The following is a 24869-nucleotide window of genomic DNA, read 5'->3' on the forward strand; positions in this document are numbered from 1 at the left end:
ACTGATTTGCAATAATTTAATGAAAATTAGTTTATTTTAAAAAAATCACTACCTTTGCAGCTTGAAATTCCTCAGAGAGAGGATGTGTTACTTGGAAGTTTAAGGTTAAGTATGTCGATTCCCTTCTTATGTAACACTTACATACTTTAATCGAATACTTATTACAAGAATGAACACATTCAAAGATTTAGGTCTTAATGACGACCTATTGCGTGCTATTACAGATATGGGCTTTGAAACCCCAAGTGAAGTACAAGACAAAGCCATACCATTATTATTAGAAAGTGAAACAGATTTAGTTGCATTAGCACAAACAGGAACAGGTAAAACTGCTGCGTTTGGTTTCCCAATGCTTCAAAAAATTGATATCAATAGCAGAACTACTCAAGGATTAATCCTATCTCCTACTCGCGAACTTTGTTTACAAATTACTAACGAAATTAAAGCTTACGGTAAATACTGTAAAGGTTTAAATGTTGTTGCTATATATGGAGGATCTAGTATCCAAGATCAAGCAAGAGATGTAAAACGTGGTGCACAAATTATTGTAGCAACTCCAGGACGTATGAAAGATATGATTAGCCGTAATATGGTTGATATTTCTAAAATTACTTACAGTGTACTTGATGAAGCAGATGAAATGCTTAACATGGGTTTCAAAGAAGACATTACAGATATTTTATCGCACACACCTGCCGATAAAAATACATGGTTATTTTCTGCAACTATGCCAAAAGAAGTTGCAACTATTGCTAAAAAATTCATGGATAATCCTAAAGAAATTACTGTAGGAAATAAAAATGAAGGAAGTACTCAAGTGTCTCACGAATATTATTTAGTAAATTCAAGAGACCGTTACCAAGCATTAAAACGTTTAGCTGATGCTAATCCTGATATTTTCTCTGTTATTTTTTGTAGAACAAAACGTGATACTCAAAAAGTTGCAGAACAACTAATAGAAGATGGTTATAACGCTGGAGCACTTCACGGTGATTTAAGTCAAAACCAACGTGATTTAGTAATGAAATCGTTTAGAAATCAACAAATCCAAATGCTTGTTGCTACAGATGTTGCTGCTCGTGGAATTGATGTAGACGATATTACTCACGTAATTAACTACCAATTACCAGACGAAATCGAAACATATAATCACCGTAGTGGTCGTACAGGACGTGCAGGTAAAACAGGTATCTCTATGGTAATTGTTTCTAAAAGTGAGGTTAGAAAAATTAAAAGCATAGAGCGTATCATTAAAAAAGATTTCATCAAAAAAGAAATTCCAGACGGAATGGAAATTTGTGAAGTTCAATTAATGTCTTTAGCAAACAAAATACACAGTACAGAAATCAATCCTGAAATTGATAAGCACTTAGATAGTATTAATACATTATTTGCAGATACATCTAAAGACGAATTAATTCAGAAGTTTTTCTCTGTAGAATTTACACGATTCTTTAACTACTACCAAAAATCTAAAGATTTAAACGTAGCAGAAGGAAACTCAAGAGAAAGAGAAGGCAGAGAACACGTAAGTAACGATAATGCTGCACGTTTCTTTATTAACGTGGGTACTCGTGATGGTTTCGACTGGATGAAATTAAAAGATTTCTTAAAAGAAGTTTTAGAATTAGGTCGTGATGATGTGTTTAAAGTAGATGTTAAAGAAAGTTTTTCTTTCTTTAATACGGAAAAAGAAATTAAAGATAAAGTTTTAGCATTCTTTACAGATTACAAACACGATGGTCGTTTTGTGAATGTTGAAGAAACAGAAAACAAAGGCGGCGGCGGCGGTCGCGGCGGTAACAGAAGTCGTAGTGGCGGAGGTGGTCGTAGAGATAGAAAAGAATCTGGAGGATTTAGAGGAGATAGACGTTCAAAATCTGGAGGAGAAGGAAAAAGAAGAAGTTCTGATTCTGATTCTAGACCAAGACGTTCTAGCTCATCAAGTTTCAGTTCTGAAAAAAAAGGTGATTCGTCATCTTCATCTAGACCAAGACGTTCAAGACGCTAAACTATCTGTTAATATTTAGTCAAAAAAACATTACTTTTTCCTAAATATTATTTAGTTTGCTACTTTTACGCCTAACAAAACTATAATGAAATATATATTTATACTATTCATCCTATTATTGTCCTCGACAACAGTCTTTTCTCAAGACAGTAACACAAATGTCTTAGGGGTAATTATTAATGGTTCTAACAACGAACCGCTTGAAGGTGTAAATATTGTAAACATAAATCAAGTTAAAGGTAGTACCACCAATAGTAAAGGTGAATTTGAAATATCTGCGAAAGCAAATGATACACTTCACCTTTCTTATTTAGGTTTTAAATCTATTAAGGTTAAGGTTACTAACGACTGGATAAAATTTGGTAGTTCTACAATTGAATTAACAGAATTAGCTTTAGCTTTAGAAGAAGTTGTAATTAATCAGTTTAGACTAACAGGTTATTTAGCAGTAGATATTAAACAAGTACCTATTAACAATAATTACCAATACAGTATCTCCGGATTACAAAATGGTTATGAAGCTGGTAGAGGTACTTATAGTGTAAATAAAATTTTAAGTTCCATTTTTAACCCAGCAGATTTCTTATATAACATCTTTGGTAAAAAGCCTCAGGAAATGAAAAAACTGAAGCAAATGAAACAAGATGATGAAATAAGGAATTTATTAGCATCGCGTTTTGATCGCGAAATGCTAACGGTCTTATTACAGGTAGATCGTATTGACTTAGACGAAATAGTAAGGCAATGTAACTATTCTAAAGACTTTATAAACTCTGCTAACGATCTTCAAATACTTGATGCCATTAGTGGCTGTTATGAAGAATATAAGGTATTAAGCCGGGGCAGGAAAAAAATATAATAAAACAAAAAAAACTGTCTGTTAAAAGACAGTTTTTTTTTGCTTATTTAAAAAAAAGCATAAATTCACTCTCTCATACAAAATATAAGATTCCTAATATTTTTCATATTAAAAAATGTATTCAATAATTTTCGAGTATAATAATTAATGAAAATTTATTATTTGCAATATCTTTATAAATTTTATACTTTGCATGACCGACTCATATAACGATTCATGACAAACCTAACACGATTATTTGATTTCCCGTATTATCAACTAGAAAAGTATAATTTAAGTAAATCTTTAACAACAAAATACGGTGATACTTGGGTATCTACATCAACTCAAGATTATATTGACAAAGCTAATGCGATAAGTCGTGGTTTATTACGCCTAGGTGTAAAACCAAACGATAAAATCGCAATAATATCATCTACCAACAGAACCGAGTGGAATATTATGGATATTGGTGTACTTCAAATTGGAGCTCAAAACATTCCTATATATCCAACTATTTCTGAAACAGATTACGAATACATCTTAAATCATTCTGAAGCTATTTATTGTATTGTATCAGACCAAGCCGTTTTAGAAAAAATAAATAAAATTAAAGGAAATACACTTTTAAAAGAAGTTTACACTTTTGATGAAATTGAAAATGAAAAAAACTGGAAAGAGTTATTAGCTTTAGGAGAAGATACCTCTAATCAAAATGAAGTTGAAGTTTGTAAAGCCAACGTTAATCCTAATGATTTAGCAACTATTATATATACATCTGGAACAACAGGAACTCCCAAAGGGGTTATGTTATCTCATAATAATATTGTATCAGATGTACTTAACTGCGAAAAACGTGTGCCTTTTAATTATGGAAAATCAAGAGCATTAAGCTTCTTACCAATTTGCCATGTGTTTGAGCGTATGCTTTTATATCTATATCAATATTGTGGTGTAGAAATTTATTTTGCCGAGTCTATCGACAAAATGAGTGATAATTTAAAAGAAGTACATCCTCATGTAATGTCTGCAGTTCCTAGATTATACGAAAAAGTATATGATAAAATTGTAGCTAAAGGAGGAGAATTAACAGGAATTAAGAAGGCTTTATTCTTTTGGGCAATAGATTTAGGACTTAGATACGAGCCCTACGGAAAGAATGGTTGGTGGTACGAAAAACAACTAAGCTTAGCTAGAAAATTAATTTTCAGCAAATGGAAAGAAGGTTTAGGTGGGGAAATACAAATTATGGTTTCTGGAAGTGCACCTTTACAAGCCCGATTAACACGAACATTTGCTGCAGCAGGAATACCAATTATGGAAGGTTATGGTTTAACAGAAACCTCTCCTGTAATAGCTGTTAACGATGAACGAAATTTTGGTTTTCAAATCGGAACTGTTGGAAAATTAATAGACAATGTCGAAGTTAAAATTGCTGAAGATGGAGAAATTCTGGTAAAAGGTCCAAACGTTATGTTAGGGTATTATAAAGATCCAGAAAAAACTGCTTCGGTTATGAGTGGTGAATATTTTCATACTGGAGATATTGGAGAGATATGCGACGATGGCTTTTTAAAAATTACAGATCGTAAAAAAGAAATATTTAAAACTAGTGGTGGTAAATATATAGCACCAGCTGTAATTGAAAATCAGCTTAAACAATCTCGTTTTATAGAACAAGTAATGGTTATTGGAGAAGGCGAAAAAATGCCAGCGGCTTTAATTCAGCCTAACTTCGATTTTATTAAAGAATGGGCTAAACGTCATAACATAGACTCTAGCGATATTAAAACGTTGTGTAAAAACGAACATTTATTAGATCGAATTCAAAAAGAAATCGATTTCTCTAACAAAGATTTTGGTAAATGGGAGCAAATTAAAGTATTCAAAATCACCCCAGAAACCTGGTCTATTGAAAAAGGACACCTTACTCCGACTTTAAAGTTAAAGCGAAAAATCATCAAAGAAATTTACAAATCCTTAATAGAATCTATATATAGATCTTAAATTATCAAACTCCTTATATTTTTAAGGAGTTTTTTTTGTCTTTAATTTTAGTTAAAATTGTATCATTTATTATGCATGCATAATATTTTTTATTATATTTGGTTTAGACAAAAAATTAGAATGAAAGACAAAACAATCGACTATGTTTTACGAACCACTTGGTTAGCTGTTACAAAAATGTACAACGAACAAGGCCATAAATTTGATAGTACAATGGCTACTGGTTTTGCTTTACTTAGTATCGATCCTGAAAAAGGAACACCTTCAACTTCATTAGGCCCAAAAATGGGTATGGAAGCTACTAGTTTATCTAGAATTATAAAAAACTTAGAAAAACAAGGTCTTATAGAACGCAAACCAAATCCTGAAGATGGTCGTGGTGTGTTAATTTACTTGACCGAATTAGGCAAAGAAAAAAGAGGATTCTCTAGAGATCGCGTATTAATCTTTAACGAAGCGGTTAGAAATAATATTTCTGCCGAAAAAATCGAACATTTTTACGAAGTTGCAGAAGTCATCAACGATTTAATTTCAAACAAAAAGATATATAATAACGAAAGCATTTTAAAATAAATGAGTACACGTAGAATAAAAAAAGTAGCTGTTATAGGTTCCGGTATTATGGGTAGTGGTATTGCATGTCATTTTGCCAATATTGGTGTAGATGTACTATTACTAGATATTGTACCACGCGAACTTAATACAGCCGAACAAGCAAAAGGACTGACTTTACAAGATAAAGTAGTTAGAAACCGAATGGTAAACGATTCACTTAAAGCAGCTTTAAAATCGAAACCCTCTCCTATTTATCATCAAAAATTTGCCAGTCGTATTACTACAGGTAATTTAGAAGATGATATTGCTAAGGTAAAAGATGTCGATTGGATTATTGAAGTTGTGGTAGAACGTTTAGATATCAAGAAACTCGTTTTCGAAAATCTTGAAAAACACAGAACACCTGGCACTTTAATTACATCCAACACGTCTGGTATTCCTATTCATTTTATGAGTGAAGACCGTTCCGAAGATTTTCAAAAACACTTTTGTGGTACACACTTTTTTAATCCAGCACGTTACTTGAAATTATTCGAAATAATTCCTGGTCCACATACTTCTCCTGAAGTTTTAGACTTTTTAAATGGTTATGGTGAACAGTTTTTAGGAAAGACATCTGTTGTTGCTAAAGACACTCCTGCTTTTATAGGAAACCGTGTAGGTATCTTTAGTATTATGAGTTTATTCCACGCTGTAAAAGACATGGATTTAACCATAGAAGAGGTCGATAAATTAACGGGGCCTGTTATTGGCCGTCCTAAATCGGCAACCTTCAGAACGGTAGACGTTGTTGGTTTAGATACTTTAGTACATGTTGCTAACGGTATATATGATAATGTACCTAATGACGAACGTCACGACCTTTTCAAATTGCCCGATTTCATTAGTAAAATGATGGACAATAAATGGCTAGGAAGTAAAACTAAACAAGGATTTTATAAATTAGAACGTCATAAAGACGGTACTAAAGATATTTTATCATTAGACTTAGAGACTTTAGAATATCGTGCAAACAAAAAAGCAAAATTTGCAACTTTAGAATTAACGAAATCGATTGATAAAGTCGTAGACCGTTTTAAAGTTTTAGTTGCAGGAAAAGATAAAGCAGGCGATTTTTATCGTAAAAATTTTGCTGCATTATTCGCTTATGTTTCAAACAGAATACCTGAAATTTCAAACGAATTATACAAAATTGACGATGCCATGAAGGCTGGTTTTGGATGGGAACACGGACCATTTCAAATTTGGGATGCAATTGGTGTTGAAAAAGGAATAAAAATCATGGAAGCCGAAGGTTTAAAACCTGCTACTTGGGTAAACGACATGTTAGCTTCTGGAGTAACCTCATTTTATGCTGTAAAAGAAGGCGCATCTTACTTTTATGATATTCCGTCTAAAAAACAAGAAAAAATTCCAGGTCAGGATGCTTTCATTATTCTAAATAATATTAGAAAATCTAAAGAAGTATTTAAAAATTCCGGGGTTGTTATTGAAGATATAGGCGACGGTATTTTGAATTGCGAATTCCAATCTAAAATGAATACAATTGGTGGCGATGTTTTATCTGGACTTAACAAAGCAATAGATTTAGCAGAAAAAGATTTCCAAGGTTTAGTTGTTGGTAATCAAGGCGCTAACTTCTCTGTAGGTGCAAATATTGGAATGATATTTATGATGGCTGCCGAACAAGAATACGACGAATTAAATATGGCTATTAAGTATTTCCAAGATACTGTAATGCGTATGCGTTATTCATCTATTCCAACTGTATCTGCTCCACATGGGATGACCTTTGGTGGAGGTTGCGAATTATCGCTTCATGCCGATAAAGTTGTTGCTGCTGCAGAAACCTACATGGGACTTGTAGAGTTTGGAGTTGGCGTAATACCTGGCGGTGGTGGTTCTAAAGAATTAACATTAAGAGCTCAAGATACCTTTAAAAAAGGAGATGTAGAATTAAACACACTTCAAGAATATTTTTTAACTATTGGTATGGCTAAAGTTTCAACTTCGGCTTACGAAGCTTTTGATTTAGGCTTATTACAACATGGAAAAGATCTCGTTGTTGTGAATAAAGAAAGACAAATTGCAACAGCAAAAGCGCATGCCAAAATAATGGCAGAAGCAGGTTACACTCAACCTATAAAACGTACAGACATTAAAGTATTAGGAAAACAAGCCTTAGGGATGTTCTTAGTCGGAACAGATGCTATGGAAGCAAGTCGATACATTAGTGAACACGATCAAAAAATAGCCAATAAATTAGCTTACGTTATGGCTGGCGGAGATCTATCTGAACCAACTTTTGTTAACGAACAATACTTATTAGATTTAGAACGCGAAGCCTTTTTAAGTCTATGTACAGAACGTAAAACGTTAGAGCGTATTCAACATATGTTAAAAACAGGGAAACCGCTTAGAAACTAGATCTTAGTAATGAGTAATTTAGATTTTAGTAGTTAGAGATTATGTATAAAGTAGAAGATTTAATAATATGGAAAAAGTCAATTGAGTTGACTAAAAGAGCCTATCTACTTATTTCAGAATTCCCATCTAATGAAAAATATAGATTAAACACTCAAATTAAAAGAAGCGCTGTATCCATCCCTTCAAATATTGCTGAAGGAGCTGGAATAAATTCAAATAAAAAATTTAAATATTTTATGAGTGTTGCCAATAGTTCAACATACGAACTTGAAACACAACTCATATTATTAATTGAATTAAATTTAATATCAAAAGAAAAAACACAACCCGTCATTGAACTATGTATTGAAATTTAAAAAATGAATTATTCTTTTCAAAAGAAATTATAAATCTCAATACTAAAATCTCAATACTCAATACAAAAATAGATGAAACAAGCATATATAGTAAAAGCATACAGAACCGCAGTTGGTAAAGCACCAAAGGGTGTGTTCCGTTTTAAAAGAACAGATGAACTGGCCGCCGAAACCATCAAATATATGATGAAGGAATTACCTGGTTTGGATCCAAAACGTATAGACGATGTTATTGTTGGTAATGCGATGCCAGAAGGCTCACAGGGACTAAACATGGCACGTTTAATCTCATTAATGGGATTAGATATTGTAGATGTTCCTGGTGTAACCGTCAATCGTTTTTGTTCATCTGGAATAGAAACTATCGGTATGGCCACTGCAAAAATTCAATCAGGTATGGCCGACTGTATTATTGCTGGTGGTGCAGAAAGTATGAGTGCTGTTCCAATGACAGGCTTTAAGCCTGAATTAAATTACGACATCGTAAAAGCCGGTCATGAAGATTACTATTGGGGTATGGGAAATACGGCGGAAGCTGTCGCAAATCAATTTAAAGTCTCTCGTGAAGACCAAGATGAATTTGCCTATAACTCTCATATGAAAGCTTTGAAAGCACAAGCTGAAAATCGTTTTCAAGATCAAATTGTACCAATAAACATCGATGAAACTTATATTGATGCTAACGGAAAAAAAGCAACAAAAACATATACCATTACTAAAGACGAAGGTCCTCGTGCAGGAACAAGTATAGAAGCATTATCTAAACTTAGAGCCGTATTTGCTGCTGGAGGTAGTGTAACAGCAGGTAACTCTTCGCAAACAAGTGATGGTGCAGCATTTGTAATGGTGATGAGTGAAGATATGGTTAAAGAATTAGGACTTGAACCTATAGCGCGTTTGGTAAATTATGCTGCCGCAGGTGTAGAACCACGTATTATGGGAATTGGGCCAGTAAAAGCCATTCCAAAAGCATTAAAACAAGCAGGATTAAAACAAGGCGATTTAGAACTTATAGAATTAAACGAAGCTTTTGCGTCTCAATCTTTAGCTGTAATTCGTGAATTAGAATTAAACCCTGATATCATTAATGTTAATGGTGGTGCTATTGCATTAGGACACCCTCTTGGATGTACCGGAGCGAAACTTTCAGTACAATTATTTGATGAAATGCGTAAGCGTGATATGAAAGGAAAATATGGAGCTGTAACCATGTGCGTTGGTACAGGGCAAGGTGCTTGTGGAATTTTTGAGTTCCTCAATTAATAAAATAATTCAGAAACAAATTTAAACCATAAATTTAAGTTTAAAATCTTGATTATAATAACAAATCTTGATTTCTAATCTTTGAATCTACTAATAAACAAACAACTAAATTAAATGGAAACTACAGAAAAAGATATAATTAGAGGCGGGCAATTCCTGATCAAGGACACCCAATGTGAAGACGTATTTACTCCGGAAGATTTTTCGGAAGAACAAATTATGATGAAGGAAGCCGTTATGGAATTTAACGAGCGTGAAATTATTCCGAATAAAGCGAAATTCGAAGCGAAAGACTACGCTCTTACTGAAGAAGTAATGCGTAAAGCTGCAGAACTTGGATTCCTTGGTGTTTCGGTACCTGAAGCATATGGCGGACTTGGAATGGGATTTGTATCTACCATGCTAACGTGCGATTATATTTCTAGTGGAACAGGATCTTTTAGTACCGCTTTTGGCGCGCATACAGGAATTGGGACTATGCCAATTACACTTTATGGTACAGAAGAACAAAAACAAAAATACGTTCCTAAATTAGCTACAGGAGAATGGTTCGGAGCTTATGCTTTAACAGAACCTGGAGCTGGTAGTGATGCTAATTCAGGTAAAACAACTGCTAAAATTTCTGAAGACGGAAAATCATATGTCATTAACGGACAAAAAATGTGGATTTCAAATGCAGGTTTTTGTAGTTTAATGATTGTGTTTGCACGTATTGAAGACGATAAAAATATTACAGGTTTCATTGTAGAATATGATAAAGACAATGCAAATGGCATTACTTTAGGTGAAGAAGAACACAAATTAGGAATTCGTGCATCGTCTACTCGACAAGTCTTTTTTAACGATACTGTTGTCCCTACAGAAAATATGTTAGCAGGTCGTGGTGAAGGTTTTAAAATCGCGATGAATGCTTTAAATATTGGTCGTATTAAGCTTGCTGCTGCCTGTTTAGATTCGCAACGACGTATTACAACAACTGCGGTACAATATGCAAACGAGCGTAAACAATTTAAAACACCAATTGCAGACTTTGGTGCGATAAAAGTTAAGCTAGCAGAAATGGCTACAAATGCATATGTTGGCGAATCGGCTTCATATAGAGCTGCAAAAAATATTGAAGATCGCATTGCTATGCGACAAGCTGCAGGAAACACTCATCAGGAAGCTGAATTAAAAGGTGTTGAAGAATATGCTATTGAATGTTCTATCTTGAAAGTGGCTGTATCTGAAGATGTACAACATTGTGCAGATGAAGGAATTCAAATTTTTGGTGGTATGGGATTCTCTGAAGACACGCCTATGGAAGCAGCTTGGAGAGATGCTCGTATTGCTAGAATTTACGAAGGTACAAACGAAATTAATCGTATGCTTTGCGTAGGAATGTTAGTGAAGAAAGCCATGAAAGGCCATGTGGATTTATTAGGTCCAGCCATGAAGGTTCAAGAAGATTTAATGGGAATTCCATCTTTCGACACTCCTGATTTCTCTGAATTATTTTCAGAAGAAAAGGCAATGGTGGCTAAACTTAAAAAAGTATTTTTAATGGTTGCTGGTGCTGCTGTTCAAAAATTTGGACCAGAATTAGAAAGCCACCAACAATTACTAATGGCGGCTTCAGATATATTAATCGAAATTTATATGGCTGAATCGGCTATTTTAAGAACAGAGAAGAATGCTAAACGTTTTGGCGAAGCGTCTCAAAAAGTACAAATTTCTATGTCTAAATTATATTTATACCAAGCTGTAGATATTATTGAGAAAAAAGGAAAAGAAAGCATTATTTCTTTTGCAGAAGGCGACGAACAACGTATGATGTTAATGGGACTTAAACGTTTTACAAAATACGTTAACTATCCTGATATTGTAGATTTAAGAAATGAAATCGCAGAGAAAGTAAAATCAGAAAACAAATATTGTTTCTAAAATAATGTGTGACTAATTCTATTTTTATTTTATAAAAGGCCAATCCTATTAAGAATTGGCCTTTTATTTTTAATCTTATTTAACTTGTTTTTCACGCATACATTCAATAACCTTTTCTTCTTCAGTAACATTAGATAGATTAATAGCTGTTTCTATTAATGCTAAGTGTGAATACGCTTGAGGAAAGTTCCCTAATAATCGTTTCGTTTCAAAATCTACGTCTTCACTAAACAATCCTAAGTGGTTGCTATAAGATAATAATTGGTCGAACAAGGCTTTTGCTTTTTGCTCCTCTCCTATTTTATACAAACTGTTTATAAACCAGAATGTACAAATTGTAAATGATGATGATGGTAAACCGAAATCATCTTTATTTTTATAACGGTATAATAATCCGTCGTTACTTAAATCGCGTTCAATACCTTTTACAGTATTCACATATTTAGGGTCGTTGGCATCAATAAAACCGTAAGGTTCCATCAATAAAACAGAAGCATCTAAATCGTCTGAACCATACGATTGTGTAAACGCTTGTACTTTTTCGTTCCAAGCATTCGTCATGATATCTGCTTTAATTTCTTGCTCAAGTGGTCTCCATTTCTCAGCCTTAGCTGTTTTTCCTAAAATTTCTGCAACCTTAATGGCTTTATCAACAGCAACCCAACATAACACTTTTGAAAAAGTAAAATGACGCTCTTCTGTTCTAAACTCCCAAATTCCTTTATCTGCTTCTTTCCAGTGCTTGTTAACCACCCAAAAAATACCTTTAGTTATCGTCCAAATTTCTTCACCGTTTTCTATATCTGTACTAAAATTAACTAACTGTTGATGGATAACATCCATCAAAATACCATAGATATCGTTTTGTCGTTGCTCGTAAGCAGCATTCCCAACACGAACTGGTTTAGAACCTTTATAACCACTTAAATGATCTAAGGTTTCCTCGGTTAATTTCTTCTCTTTATTAATACCGTACATAATTTGAAGCTTCTCGTCTTTATCTGGAATTAAATCAATAATAAAATTTAAATAACGCTTCGCAATGTTTTTATGGCCTAAATGAGACACGACCTTCACGACCATAGATGCATCTCTAATCCAACAAAAACGATAATCCCAATTACGTACCTCTCCTATCGTTTCCGGTAAAGATGTTGTAGCGGCTGCTAATACCGCTCCTGTTTTATCGTAAGTTAAAAGTTTTAGTGTAATAGCACTTCTCGCAATTTCTTCATTATAACGCTCATAAGACGGTGTACTATCCATCCAGTTTAACCAATAAACTTTAGTACGTTCAAACTCAATATAAGCTTTATGAACATCTGGTTTAAAAATTTTCTCGTTATAACCTATTAAAAAATAGGCGTCTTTAGTAAGTTCTATATCAATACCATTTACAACAGCGTCTTTGTCTAGATCTGTATACATAAAAAGGGTATCAAATTTTTCCTTATCAGTTAAACTAACAATGAAATCTGATTTTACAAACGTATTTGTTTCTCCTAAAGCATATTCCAATTTTGGATTATAATCTGCTGAAAATTTTGGAGTCCCTGTTTTATATTTTATAAATCGAATAATTTCTGGAGGCGACTGATAACCTCCTGTCGTTTTGTGATATCTGGGCATAAAATCCATAATATCAAAGGCATCTGTTCCATTACTAAATGAAGTTACTAAAATCGCTGTTTTATTCAAATAACTTTGTGTAACAGTATAACTTTCGTCTACTTTAATACCAAAATGACCTCCAATATTCTCATCTAATATTTTTGCAAAAACCGAACTAGAATCGAATTCTGGTAAACAGCACCATTCTATAGTTCCTGTTTTTGAGATAAGTGCAGCGCTTCGGCAATTTCCTATAATTCCATAATCTAAATTATTCATTAAATCTTCATTTTATATGGTTAACAACCAATTTTTCTTTAAATTAACGAAAAACTTATTGCTAATCAAAATTGAACTCCATGAATAAGACTATTATAGTCTCAAATAGACTCCCTTTACAAGTAAAATTAGAAAATTCTAAACTAGAAATTAAACCAAGTATTGGAGGTTTAGCCACCGGAATGAAATCTGTACACGCCGAAGGTAACGGTATCTGGGTGGGTTGGTCTGGATTAACAGAAGATGAACTAACTCCTGAATTAGAAAAAGAAGTAAAAGAAGCTGTAACCAAAGAAAAATGTGTCACAGTACCTTTAACGACCGAAGATGTAGATAATTTTTATCTAGGCTTTAGTAACAAAACACTCTGGCCTTTGTTCCATTATTTTATGGAATACACCTCATTTGAACGCTCTGAATGGGAATCATACAAAGCCGTAAATCAGAAATTTGCCGATGTTATTCTAGAAAATGTTAATGATGGAGACACCGTTTGGGTACACGATTATCAGTTACTATTATTACCAAAATTAATTCGCGATAAAAAACCAAATATTTCTATTGGATTCTTTCTACATATTCCTTTTCCTTCGTTCGAAATTTTTAGAACCTTTCCTTGGCGTGAAGAATTACTAGAAGGAATGCTTGGAGCCGATTTAATAGGGTTCCATACTTACGATTATGAACGTCATTTCTTAAGCTCAATAAAACGAATTTTAAGACTTGAAGTGAGTTTTAATAATATAGATTATTTAGACCGTACGGTTACTGTAGATTCTTTTCCTATGGGAATTGATTATAATAAATTCTATAATGCAGCCCTAGTTAACGATACACAACAAAAAAAAGAACGTTCAGAATTACAACGCCGTTTAGACGAACATATAAAATCGGCTTCCGACGCTAAAATTATACTTTCAATAGATCGTTTAGATTATACAAAAGGAATTCCTAATCGCTTAAAAGCTTTCGAATATTTCTTAAATAAATACCCACAGTTTAAGGAAAAAGTAAGATTAATCTTATTAGCTGTACCTTCGCGTTCTAACGTGCCTCAATACCAGAAATTAAAACGCGACACAGATGAATTAGTCGGACGCATAAACGGAGAATTTTCAACAGTAAGTTGGACACCAATTTGGTATTTCTACCGTTCTATGCCGTTTGAAAACTTAATCGATTTATACACCACTTCAGACATTGCTTTAATTACACCCGTTCGTGATGGTATGAATTTAGTCGCTAAAGAATATGTAGCAACCCGTACTAATCAAGATGGTGTACTTATTTTAAGTGAAATGACCGGTGCTTCTAAAGAAATGAATGAGGCACTTTTAATTAATCCTAATAATTTTGATCAGATAGCGGATACCATTAAACAAGCTATTGAAATGCCTATTGAAGAACAACAAACTAGAATTAAAATTCTTCAAGAACGATTAGAACGTTATAGTGTTGAAAAATGGGCAGAAGAATTTTTAAAAGCACTAGAATCAACCAAAGAAAAAGAAAATGTATTTATTTCTAAACGTTTAAATAAAACATTAAAAAAAGATATTTCTAAAGCCTTTAGTTCTGCTAAAAAGAAACTTGTATTATTAGACTTTGATGGTACACTTGTTGGATTTAAAGACAATCCGAAAGATTGTAAACCAGATGCTGAATTATTTGAATTACTAGACAAAATAAATGCTGTAGAAGGTGTGAAACTAGTTATTATTAGCGGAAGAGATCGTGAAACTTTTGAAGAATGGTTTGCAGAAAAAGACTATACTTTAGTTACAGACCACGGCGTTTGGCTTAAAGAATCAGGAAAAGATTGGATGATGCTAGAACATCTTAAAAACGATTGGATGGAAAACATACTTCCTGTTCTAGAAACCTTTGTAGATAGAACTCCTGGAACTTTTATTGAAAAGAAAAAATATTCTCTAGCATGGCATTATAGAAAAACAGACCCAGAATTAGCTCAAACACGAACTATAGAACTCAATACAGTACTAAATAGTTTAATTGAAAATCATGGTCTTACGGTATTAAAAGGAAATAAAGTAACCGAAATAAAAAGTAGTAATGTAAATAAAGGACGTGCAGCATCTCGTTTACTAACGCAAGATAATTACGATTTCATGTTTGCTATAGGAGACGATTGGACAGACGAATATATGTTTGAAGAATTACCATATTCTGCCTATACCGTTAAAGTTGGGTTTAAAAAAACAAATGCAAAATATCATGTAAAAAACACTGCAGAAGTACGCGAACTATTAGATACTTTTACTAAATCTTAAATTCAATTTCAATTTTATCTATGACATATCGTTTATACTTATGTGCCATTTTAGGCCTAAGCAGTCTCATGCTATCTGCTCAAAATCATCAGCAAATTTATAATATTGTAGATGCTATTTCTGCAGATCGCATTCAACAAGACGTAAAAACATTGACCGAATTTGGTACACGTAATACATTTAGCGACACCATTTCTAATACTCGAGGTATAGGAGCTGCAAGACGTTGGATTAAAAATGAATTTAATTCTATTTCTAACACCTGTAACTCTTGTCTTAAAGTGTTTTATCAGAAAGACTTTGTTACTAAAGAAGGAAATCCTCGAGTACCTCACGATGCTTGGGTTGTAAATGTAGTCGCGATTCAGAAAGGGACAAAATATCCAAATCGTTATATTATTATGACGGGCGATATAGATTCTAGAGCTAGTAATACTATGGACTTTACAACTGATGCTCCTGGTGCAAATGACAATGCTTCGGGTATGGCCGGAACTATTGAAGCAGCTCGTGTATTATCGCAATACCAATTTGAAAGTAGCATTGTCTATTTAGGATTATCTGGCGAAGAACAAGGCTTATTTGGTGGTGCCGGATTTGCTGCTTATGCTAAAGCAAATAATTGGGATATTATAGGCGTGTTTAATAACGACATGATTGGTAATATTGAAGGTGTAGATGGAGTGATTGACAATAGATCTTTTCGAATTTTTTCTGAACCTGTGCCACCTACAGAAACAGAACGCGAACGTAAAATGCGCCGTTTTTACGGTGGTGAAGTCGATGGAGTTTCGCGTCAGTTAGCGAGATACATATACAAAACAACAAAAACGTATATGCCAGAAATGAATCCTATAATGATTTACAGATTAGATCGTTTTGGAAGAGGTGGTCACCATCGTCCGTTTAACGATTTAGGTTTTGCTGGTATCCGAATTATGGAAGCTCATGAAAACTATACCCAACAACATCAAGATGTGCGTACAGAAAACGGCATTGAATATGGTGATACTTTTGAGCATGTAAATTTTGATTACACTAAAAAATTAACCGCTGTAAATGCTATTAATTTAGCCTCTTTAGCTTCGTCTGCTCCTGCTCCTACTACAGTAGCTATTGGAGGAATTGTTGAAGCGGCAGCAAAATTAAAATGGAATACAGTAAAAGGTGCCGTGGGTTACAAAATATATTGGAGAGATACAACCTCGCCCACTTGGGATTATAGCAGATCTGTAGGAAATGTTACAGAGTTTACGTTAAACGGTATTGTTATAGACAATTATTATTTTGGAGTCGCATCTATCAATAAAAATGGCTTTGAAAGTCCTGTTGTTTTCCCCAATGCAATTATAAAAAAATAAATTATTTTAAAATTTTCAACATTGAAAAAACTTAATATTCTTCTCCTCTTTATTCTATGTGTTTCAACTTCTGCATTTAGTCAAATGTTGTCAAACAAAAAGAGTTTCACACATCAAGATACACTTCGCGGAAGTATAACTCCTGAACGTGCTTGGTGGGATTTAACATATTATCATTTAAACGTAGAAGTTAAACCTGAAAACAAATTTATTTCTGGACAAAACACCATTCAATATACCGTTTTAGAACCTGCTAATGTGCTTCAAATTGATTTACAAGATCCTTTAAAAATTATAAAAGTAACACAAGACGGAAAAACATTACAAGTTATTGACGATGGAAATGCTCATTTTATAACCCTTACCAAACCACAGCGTAAAGGTGCAGTAAATGCAATAGAAGTGTATTACGAAGGGCATCCCAAAGAAGCTATTAGAGCACCTTGGGATGGTGGTTTTTCTTGGAAAAAAGATGATCATGGAAATGATTTTATTGCCACATCTTGTCAAGGTTTAGGAGCTAGTGTTTGGTGGCCATGTAAAGACCACATGTACGACGAAGTAGATAGTATGGATATTAGTATAACGACACCTAAAAATTTAATGGATGTTTCTAACGGAAGACTAACAGATACAAAAACGTTAAGCGATGGCAGAAAAACATATACTTGGTCGGTAAAAAATCCAATTAATAATTATGGTGTAAACGTAAATATTGGTGATTATGTTCATTTTTCAGAAGTCTATCCTGGAGAAAATGGGCCTTTAGATATGAATTATTATGTACTAAGAGATAATCTTAAGAAAGCAAAAAAGCACTTTAAAGACGCTCCTAAAATGATGAAAGCTTTCGAGCATTGGTTCGGACCTTATCCTTTTTACGAAGATGGTTATAAACTAGTTGAAGTACCTTATTTAGGTATGGAGCATCAAAGTTCTGTAACGTACGGAAATAAGTTTAAAAACGGATATTTAGGCCGTGATTTATCTGGAACAGGTTGGGGGTTAAAATTTGATTTTATTATTATTCACGAATCAGGTCACGAATGGTTTGCCAATAATATTACCGATATTGATATTGCTGATATGTGGATTCATGAAAGTTTCACAGCTTATTCTGAAAACTTATTTTTAGATTATTATTACGGAAAAGAAGCTTCTGCAGCATATGCTATAGGAACACGTAAATCTATTATAAACAATAAACCAATTATTGGAGTTTATGATGTAAATAGTGAAGGTTCTGGAGATATGTATTATAAAGGCGCAAATATGTTACATACTTTACGACAGTTAATAGAAGATGACGAAAAGTGGAGACAGATTTTACGAGGCATGAACACAACATTCTATCACCAAACTGTTAACACAAAGCAAATTGAAAATTATTTAAGTCATGAAACAGGTATAGATTTAACCGAGTTTTTCAATCAGTATTTAAGAGATATTCGCATTCCTACTTTAGAATATAAAATTAAAAATAACACATTACATTACCATTGGACAAATATTGTTACTGGTTTCGATATGCCTATTCAAATGACTTTAGATGGAAAATCGCAATGGATACACCCTACTGCCGAATGGAAAACAAAGGCTATAAAAGATAAAAATTTAGAAATTGATCCTGATTTTTATGTAGAGTATAATAAGCTATAACAAAAAAAAAGCCATCTTTAAAAGATAGCTTTTTTTTTATATCTGACTTTTTTATTTACAATCCGCTAATATAACTTCCGTAAGGATCTTTAAACTGAATCCCTTCTGTAAAACGATATTTACTTAATTTATTAAATTGTACTAATCCCCAAAGCACAAATTCTTTTATAATATAGTGTTCGTCTTTGTTTAAATCTGGCTGATATGTATTGATTAAATCTTGCAATGGTGTTACAGCATCTAATGTTGATTTATAAGTAACTTCATCTAAATCGTCTAGCAATTCAAAACCTTCAGAATTATTAAAAAACCAAGAAACAATCGCATCATAAGGCGATTCTTCATCTTGTTTTTCTAACTTTTCAATCTTCGGAAAAAACTTCGGAAACAATGTTTGTACCGCATCACCTATTAAATTAAAAGCGACAACAGAAGCACCTTCTTGTTCGCCTTCGTAAACCAGTTCTACTTTTCCAGTGATTGCAGGAATAATACCTACAAAATCGCTAAGTCTAATTGCTGTTTTATCATCTCCTGAAATTAATGCTCTACGCTCGGCGGTGCTTACCAAATTTTCTAAAGCTGTAATTCCTAAACGTGCACTTACACCACTTTTTGCGTCAATAAATTCGCTATCTCGTGCTTCGAAAACAATTTGTTCTAGGATATCTTTTACCAATTCTGGAACAACAACACGTTCTGTTTGATTTTTATTTAGCTTAGCTTCCTGAGCTGTAATTTTTTTAGCCGTTTCAATATCCATTGGATAATGTGTAATAATCTGTGAACCAATTCTATCTTTTAATGGCGTTACTATACTACCTCTATTGGTATAATCTTCAGGGTTTGCTGTAAACACAAACTGAATATCTAAAGGCATTCTTAACTTAAATCCACGAATTTGAATATCTCCTTCTTGAAGAATATTAAATAGTGCTACTTGAATTCTGGCTTGTAAATCTGGTAATTCGTTAATTACAAAAATACATCGGTTTGCTCTAGGAATCATCCCATAATGAATTACACGATCGTCTGCGTAACTCAATTTTAAATGCGCTGCTTTAATGGGATCTACATCACCAATAAGATCGGCTACTGTTACATCTGGCGTTGCTAATTTTTCGGCAAAGCGTTCTTTTTTTGGTAACCAAGAAATTGGCGTATCGTCACCTTTCTCTTCGATTAATTCTGTTGCAAATCTTGAAATAGGTTGTAACGGATCGTCATTAATTTCAGAACCTTCTACAACTGGAATAAAATCGTCTAACAAATTCACCATTAAACGTGCTAAACGCGTTTTTGCTTGTCCGCGTAATCCAAGTAAATTAATATTATGTCGGGATAAAATAGCACGTTCTAATTCTGGAATTACAGTATTTTCATACCCATGAACGCCTTCAAAAGTAACTTCATTGTTCTTTAATCTTTCAATTAAATTATCACGTAATTCATCTTTAATCGATTTACTTTTATACCCTGAAGTTTTTAAAGCTCCTAATGTTTTTATATTTTCAATTTTCATATATGTATGTTTTTAGAAATTAATTTAAGATTCAAAAAAAACTAAATATTGTATTTTCTTATGTCTCTTTGTTTTAATCTCTTAACCTTTAATTCGTTTTTTTCTATTAGTTTCGTAATCTTCAAAAATCATTTCTCCTAAACCTTTTAAGCCGGTGTAAAATGCTTTTCCTTGATTCGCTTTTGTAAATTCTTGCACAAACTGAGTTAAATACGGGTCTTTCGCAATCATAAATGTGGTAATTGGAATGTGTAATCTTCTAGCCTGTTGCGCAGAATCGTAGCATTTATTTACAATAAATTCGTCTAATCCCATACTATTTTTATAATACTGCCCGTCTGGCATACGCAAGCAACTTGGTTTTCCATCTGTAATCATAAAAATTTGCTTATTAGTATGTCGTTTTCGTCTTAACACATCCATGGCCAATTGCAATCCTGCCACTGTATTAGTATGATATGGTCCTACTTTTAAATATGGTAAATCTTTAATTTCGATAAGCCAAGCATCGTTTCCAAAAACTAAAATATCTAAAGTGTCTTTTGGGTATCGTGTTGTAATTAATTCGGCTAATGCCATCGCTACCTTTTTTGCAGGCGTAATACGATCTTCTCCATAAAGAATCATACTGTGGCTTATATCGATCATGAGTACAGTACTCATTTGTGATTTATGAAGTGTTTCTTCGACTACCAAATCATCTTCAGTTAGATTAAAGCTTCCGATGCCATGATTAATTTGTGCATTCTTCAAGCTTTCAGTAATCGATACTTTATCTAAAGCATCTCCAAATTGATAGCCTCTAAATTCGCCCGTATGCTCATCTCCTGTTCCTAAAGATTTGCTTTTATGGCTACCAGAACCATTTCGTTTTAGTTTTCCGAAAATGTTATTTAAAGCTTGTTGCCTAATTGCACGTTCTGTTTTTGCAGTTATTATTGTTCCGCCCGAACCATTTTTGTCTATTTCATCTTTTATATAACCTTTCTTTTTAAGGTCTTCAATAAAATTGTCTATAGTATATTCTGCGGTTGTAAGTTTATATTCTTTATCTAATTCTCGCAACCAACTTATGGCTTCATCAAAGTCTCCAGAAGTGTGCGTAATTAATTCTTTAAATATTTCAAAAAGAGTATCGAAAGGGGATTTATTTTCCGCTTCAAAAACCTGAAATACAAAGCCTTTTTTGTGAATTGTTTTTTTCATAGCATTATAAAAATAGTAATTAAAGAAAGAAATCTTTACGCTTTCACATAACTTTATAACTAAAAAAAGTTGAATCGCTTTTCACAGCTATTCAACTTTATACTTTTTAAAAACATGAATTAAATTAGGGTTATTCCATTAACTCTAATCCTTCTTGATTCATTATTTGTATCTTCTTTCCTGAGGTTTTAATTAAACCTTCTTTTTTAAACTGAGAGAGTGTTCTAATTACAGACTCTGTTGCTGTACCTACAATACTTGCAAAATCGTCTCTAGATAACGGTACTTTTAAATGACTACTTTCATCTACTCCAAAATTATTATATAAATACAGAATAATTTCGGCTAAACGTTTTCTAACAGATTTCTGCGCCATATTTACAATAGCAATTTCTGCTTCTTTTAGATCTGTAGCCATACGTTTTAAAACACTAAAAGAAAATTCGTTATTTTTTAATAAGTCTTGTAAAATTTCTTGTTTTGGAATAAAACAAACTTCCATATCGTTTAACGCAGTAGCCGTTAAGTTAGCGGTTTGGTTAATAATTACCGAACGTTGCCCTAGAAGCTCCCCTTTTATAACCAATTTTACAACTTGGTCTTTTCCTTTTTCTGTTAATTTAGTTAATTTACAAACTCCAGAGCTAATGCAATACACACCATTAAGCATATCCCCTTCTTTAAAGACAACTTCACCTTTTTTAATTGTTTTTGTTACTTTACAACCAGAAATGGCTTTTATCTCTTCTCCCTTCAACATTTTTAAAGCACTAAGCTTCCTCACCATGCATTGTTCGCAATCACTCATTCTCAAAAAATTTAATTAGAGACAAAAGTAGTAAATCCATGACAATTATCATATTTTTGTAAGCTCCTATTTTAAACCTTTGGAGAATAAAAAAGATGAGTAAAATTTCAGAAAACAAGATATGTTACCATTGCGGTAATAGTTGTGATGATACTGAAATTATCTTCGACGAAAAATCTTTTTGTTGTAATGGTTGCAAAACGGTTTACGAAATTTTTTCAGAAAGCAATCTTACGGCCTATTACGACCTACAAAAATCTCCTGGAGCAATACCCAAAATTAATGAAGGTAAGTTCAATTTTTTAAAAGATACCCAGATTTTAGAAAAGCTCTTAGAGTTTAACGATGAGTCTATACAAATTGCCACGTTGTATATTCCGCATATTCACTGTAGTTCTTGTATTTGGATTTTAGAAAATTTACATAAATTAAATTCTGAAATTACAAGCTCTCAAGTAAATTTTAATAAAAAGACAGTTCGTATTACATATGAACATAAAAATACGTCTCTAAAAGATGTTGTTATTCTTTTAAGTACCATTGGTTACGAGCCTTATATTAGTTTAGATGATTATAGCGACGGTAAAAAGCATATAAACCGTTCTATGATTTACAAATTAGGAATTGCTGGATTTGCTTTTGGTAACGTAATGTTTCTATCGTTTCCTGAGTATTTCGAAGTGAATGAATTTTGGCTAGACCAATACAAGCCTGTTTTTAGATGGTTAATGTTTGCCTTTTCTCTTCCTGTGGTTTTATATGCAGCCCAAGATTATTTTATTTCAGCATTTAAAGGATTACGTGCTAAAATATTAAATATAGATGTTCCAATAACCATAGGTATCCTTGTACTATTTATTAGAAGTACCATAGAAATTACCTTAGATATGGGACAAGGTTTTTTTGATAGTTTAACTGGTTTAATTTTCTTTTTGTTATTAGGGAAATTTTTTCAGCAAAAAACATACTCCTTCCTCTCTTTCGAGCGCGATTATAAATCGTACTTCCCTATTGCGGTAACTAAAATTGTATCTGAAACTGAAGAAATTCCAATACAGATTTACGATATTAAAAAAGGAGACCGTTTACTTATTCGTAATGAAGAATTAATTCCTGTAGATGGTATTTTAATTAATGGACATGCATCTATTGACTATAGTTTTGTGACAGGAGAATCTGAAGCTATTGAAAAAAAATCTGGAGACAAATTATTTGCTGGCGGAAAACAAACCTCTGGAAGTATAGAAATGGAGGCTTTAAAAGAAGTAAAACAAAGCTATCTAACACAACTTTGGAGTCACGATATTTTTAATAAAAATAAAGAGGAAGCCTTTGTTAATTTAACCAATACTATTAGTAAACGATTTACAGTTGCTATTTTAAGCATTGCAGTTCTTTCTACTACATTCTGGTTATTTTACGATGCAAGTAAAGCCATGAATGTATTTACAGCCGTGCTTATTATTGCTTGTCCATGTGCTCTAGCTCTGGCTGCACCTTTTACTTTTGGAAACATGCTACGCATTTTCGGAAAACATAAACTCTATTTAAAAAACGCTAGTGTTATTGAACAAATGGCTGCGATAAACACCATTATATTTGATAAAACTGGGACAATTACATCTAACAAGAAAAGTACCGCAACTTACGACGGTGTACCTTTAACCGATTCTGAAGAGCGTTTATTAAAAAACACATTACGAGGTTCTAATCATCCATTAAGTAGAACGCTTTACGATATATTAAAAGCTAATGATATTGTAACTTTAGATTCTTTTGAAGAACATATTGGGCAAGGTGTTCAAGCATCTTTAAACAAAGATGATATAAAAGTAGGATCTGCCAATTTTGTTGGAAAAAAAGAATTAGTAAAATCATTACAAACAAGCGTACACATAAGTAGTAATAATAACTATAAAGGAAAATTTACTTTTTATAATAGCTACAGAACTGGACTTTCTAAACTTTTTAATGAATTAAAACAACATTACGATTTAGCTATACTTTCTGGAGATAATGAAGGTGAACTTAATAACTTAAGAAAAATACTCCCCACAAAAACAAAATTACTATTCAATCAAAAGCCTAAAGATAAATTAGAATATATAAAATATCATCAAACTGAAGGTGCTAAGGTATTAATGCTTGGAGACGGACTTAACGACTCTGGAGCTTTAGCACAAAGTGAAGTAGGAATTGCACTATCTGAAAATATCAATATATTCTCTCCTGCTTGTGATGGTATTATGGATGCCTCGGTTTTTCATAAATTAGAACAATTCTTAATAGCGTCAAAAAGGGCTATAAAGATTGTAAAATGGAGTTTTTTATTATCTTTATTATACAATTTAATAGGATTGTATTTTGCTATAACAGGGCAACTTGCGCCAGTTATAGCTGCTATACTAATGCCACTTAGCTCGATAAGTATTGTTGTGTTTACAACCATTGCTTCTAACTGGGCTGGGAGAAAATTGGTTTAGCAGTATACAAAACATGACAAAAGTCATATTTTGTATACAATAACCCTTTTACATTTACCGATTAATTAAGCAGCAATGAGTGTTATATACATATTATTAGGAGTCAGCGTTATCGTCGCTATACTATTTTTTATTGCATTTATTTTTGCAGTAAAGAGTGGACAATACGACGATAGTTACACACCGTCTGTACGCATGCTGTTTGAAGACGAACTAATTGAAGAAAAAACAACCGACAAAACCATACTAACCAAAAAAGAATAATTAAC

Annotated in this window: 17 protein-coding genes; 13 read left to right on the top strand and 4 right to left on the bottom strand. The window is 32.9% G+C overall.

What is annotated here, in order from left to right; all coding sequences use genetic code 11:
- Positions 1–169: 169 nt before the first annotated feature.
- The 8 genes from Q1B05_RS14860 (at position 170) to Q1B05_RS14895 (ending at position 11380) form a co-directional block, all read left to right on the top strand.
- Positions 170–2011 (top strand): DEAD/DEAH box helicase, encoded by a 1842-nt coding sequence (locus Q1B05_RS14860; RefSeq protein ID WP_299781745.1) that lies wholly within the window; start codon positions 170–172, stop codon positions 2009–2011.
- Between the two features lie 85 nt (positions 2012–2096).
- Complete coding sequence (locus Q1B05_RS14865; protein WP_299781746.1) at positions 2097–2870, top strand: carboxypeptidase-like regulatory domain-containing protein; 774 nt, start codon at positions 2097–2099, stop codon at positions 2868–2870.
- A gap of 216 nt (positions 2871–3086) precedes the next feature.
- Positions 3087–4856, top strand: a complete 1770-nt coding sequence (locus Q1B05_RS14870; RefSeq protein ID WP_299781747.1) for a long-chain fatty acid--CoA ligase — start codon at positions 3087–3089, stop codon at positions 4854–4856.
- A gap of 120 nt (positions 4857–4976) precedes the next feature.
- Complete coding sequence (locus Q1B05_RS14875) at positions 4977–5429, top strand: MarR family transcriptional regulator (RefSeq protein WP_299781748.1); 453 nt, start codon at positions 4977–4979, stop codon at positions 5427–5429.
- The gene (locus Q1B05_RS14880) at positions 5430–7838 is read left to right on the top strand and encodes a 3-hydroxyacyl-CoA dehydrogenase/enoyl-CoA hydratase family protein (RefSeq protein WP_299781749.1); all 2409 of its coding nucleotides are present in this window, start codon (positions 5430–5432) and stop codon (positions 7836–7838) included.
- Positions 7839–7879: 41 nt separating this feature from the next.
- Entirely contained in the window at positions 7880–8194 is a 315-nt protein-coding gene (locus tag Q1B05_RS14885; protein WP_299781750.1) for a four helix bundle protein, read from the top strand.
- 72 nt (positions 8195–8266) lie between these two features.
- Positions 8267–9457: an acetyl-CoA C-acyltransferase gene (locus Q1B05_RS14890; RefSeq protein ID WP_299781751.1), complete on the top strand. Its 1191-nt coding sequence runs from the start codon at positions 8267–8269 to the stop codon at positions 9455–9457.
- 114 nt (positions 9458–9571) lie between these two features.
- Positions 9572–11380, top strand: a complete 1809-nt coding sequence (locus tag Q1B05_RS14895; protein WP_299781752.1) for an acyl-CoA dehydrogenase family protein — start codon at positions 9572–9574, stop codon at positions 11378–11380.
- 75 nt (positions 11381–11455) lie between these two features.
- Here Q1B05_RS14895 and Q1B05_RS14900 read toward each other — a convergent pair whose 3' ends face one another.
- The gene (locus tag Q1B05_RS14900; RefSeq protein WP_299781753.1) at positions 11456–13270 is read right to left on the bottom strand and encodes a glycoside hydrolase family 15 protein; all 1815 of its coding nucleotides are present in this window, start codon (positions 13268–13270) and stop codon (positions 11456–11458) included.
- Between the two features lie 80 nt (positions 13271–13350).
- Between Q1B05_RS14900 and Q1B05_RS14905 the strand changes: the two genes are divergently transcribed.
- The 3 genes from Q1B05_RS14905 (at position 13351) to Q1B05_RS14915 (ending at position 18581) form a co-directional block, all read left to right on the top strand.
- Positions 13351–15561 carry a bifunctional alpha,alpha-trehalose-phosphate synthase (UDP-forming)/trehalose-phosphatase gene (locus tag Q1B05_RS14905; RefSeq protein ID WP_299781754.1) on the top strand — a complete coding sequence of 737 codons (2211 nt, stop codon included), beginning with the start codon at positions 13351–13353 and terminating at the stop codon, positions 15559–15561.
- Positions 15562–15629: 68 nt separating this feature from the next.
- Complete coding sequence (locus Q1B05_RS14910; protein ID WP_299781814.1) at positions 15630–16922, top strand: M28 family metallopeptidase; 1293 nt, start codon at positions 15630–15632, stop codon at positions 16920–16922.
- A gap of 84 nt (positions 16923–17006) precedes the next feature.
- Positions 17007–18581, top strand: a complete 1575-nt coding sequence (locus tag Q1B05_RS14915; RefSeq protein WP_299781815.1) for a M1 family metallopeptidase — start codon at positions 17007–17009, stop codon at positions 18579–18581.
- A 55-nt stretch (positions 18582–18636) separates the two neighbouring features.
- On the opposite strand, the gene Q1B05_RS14920 is transcribed toward Q1B05_RS14915, so the two are convergent.
- From Q1B05_RS14920 to Q1B05_RS14930, 3 genes are all read right to left on the bottom strand, one after another.
- A complete protein-coding gene (locus tag Q1B05_RS14920; protein WP_299781755.1) occupies positions 18637–20103 on the bottom strand; it encodes a sigma 54-interacting transcriptional regulator in 1467 nt (488 codons plus the stop codon).
- An 81-nt stretch (positions 20104–20184) separates the two neighbouring features.
- Positions 20185–21309: a VWA domain-containing protein gene (locus tag Q1B05_RS14925; RefSeq protein WP_299781756.1), complete on the bottom strand. Its 1125-nt coding sequence runs from the start codon at positions 21307–21309 to the stop codon at positions 20185–20187.
- Between the two features lie 130 nt (positions 21310–21439).
- On the bottom strand, positions 21440–22117 hold the full coding sequence (locus Q1B05_RS14930; protein ID WP_299781757.1) for a Crp/Fnr family transcriptional regulator: 678 nt from the start codon (positions 22115–22117) through the stop codon (positions 21440–21442).
- 95 nt (positions 22118–22212) lie between these two features.
- Between Q1B05_RS14930 and Q1B05_RS14935 the strand changes: the two genes are divergently transcribed.
- Positions 22213–24600 (top strand): heavy metal translocating P-type ATPase metal-binding domain-containing protein, encoded by a 2388-nt coding sequence (locus tag Q1B05_RS14935; protein ID WP_299781758.1) that lies wholly within the window; start codon positions 22213–22215, stop codon positions 24598–24600.
- Positions 24601–24675: 75 nt separating this feature from the next.
- Entirely contained in the window at positions 24676–24864 is a 189-nt protein-coding gene (ccoS, locus tag Q1B05_RS14940) for a cbb3-type cytochrome oxidase assembly protein CcoS (protein WP_299781759.1), read from the top strand.
- Positions 24865–24869: the final 5 nt, after the last annotated feature.

Origin of the sequence: uncultured Formosa sp. (assembly GCF_947500765.1) — a bacterium.
Lineage (GTDB): Bacteria > Bacteroidota > Bacteroidia > Flavobacteriales > Flavobacteriaceae > Formosa.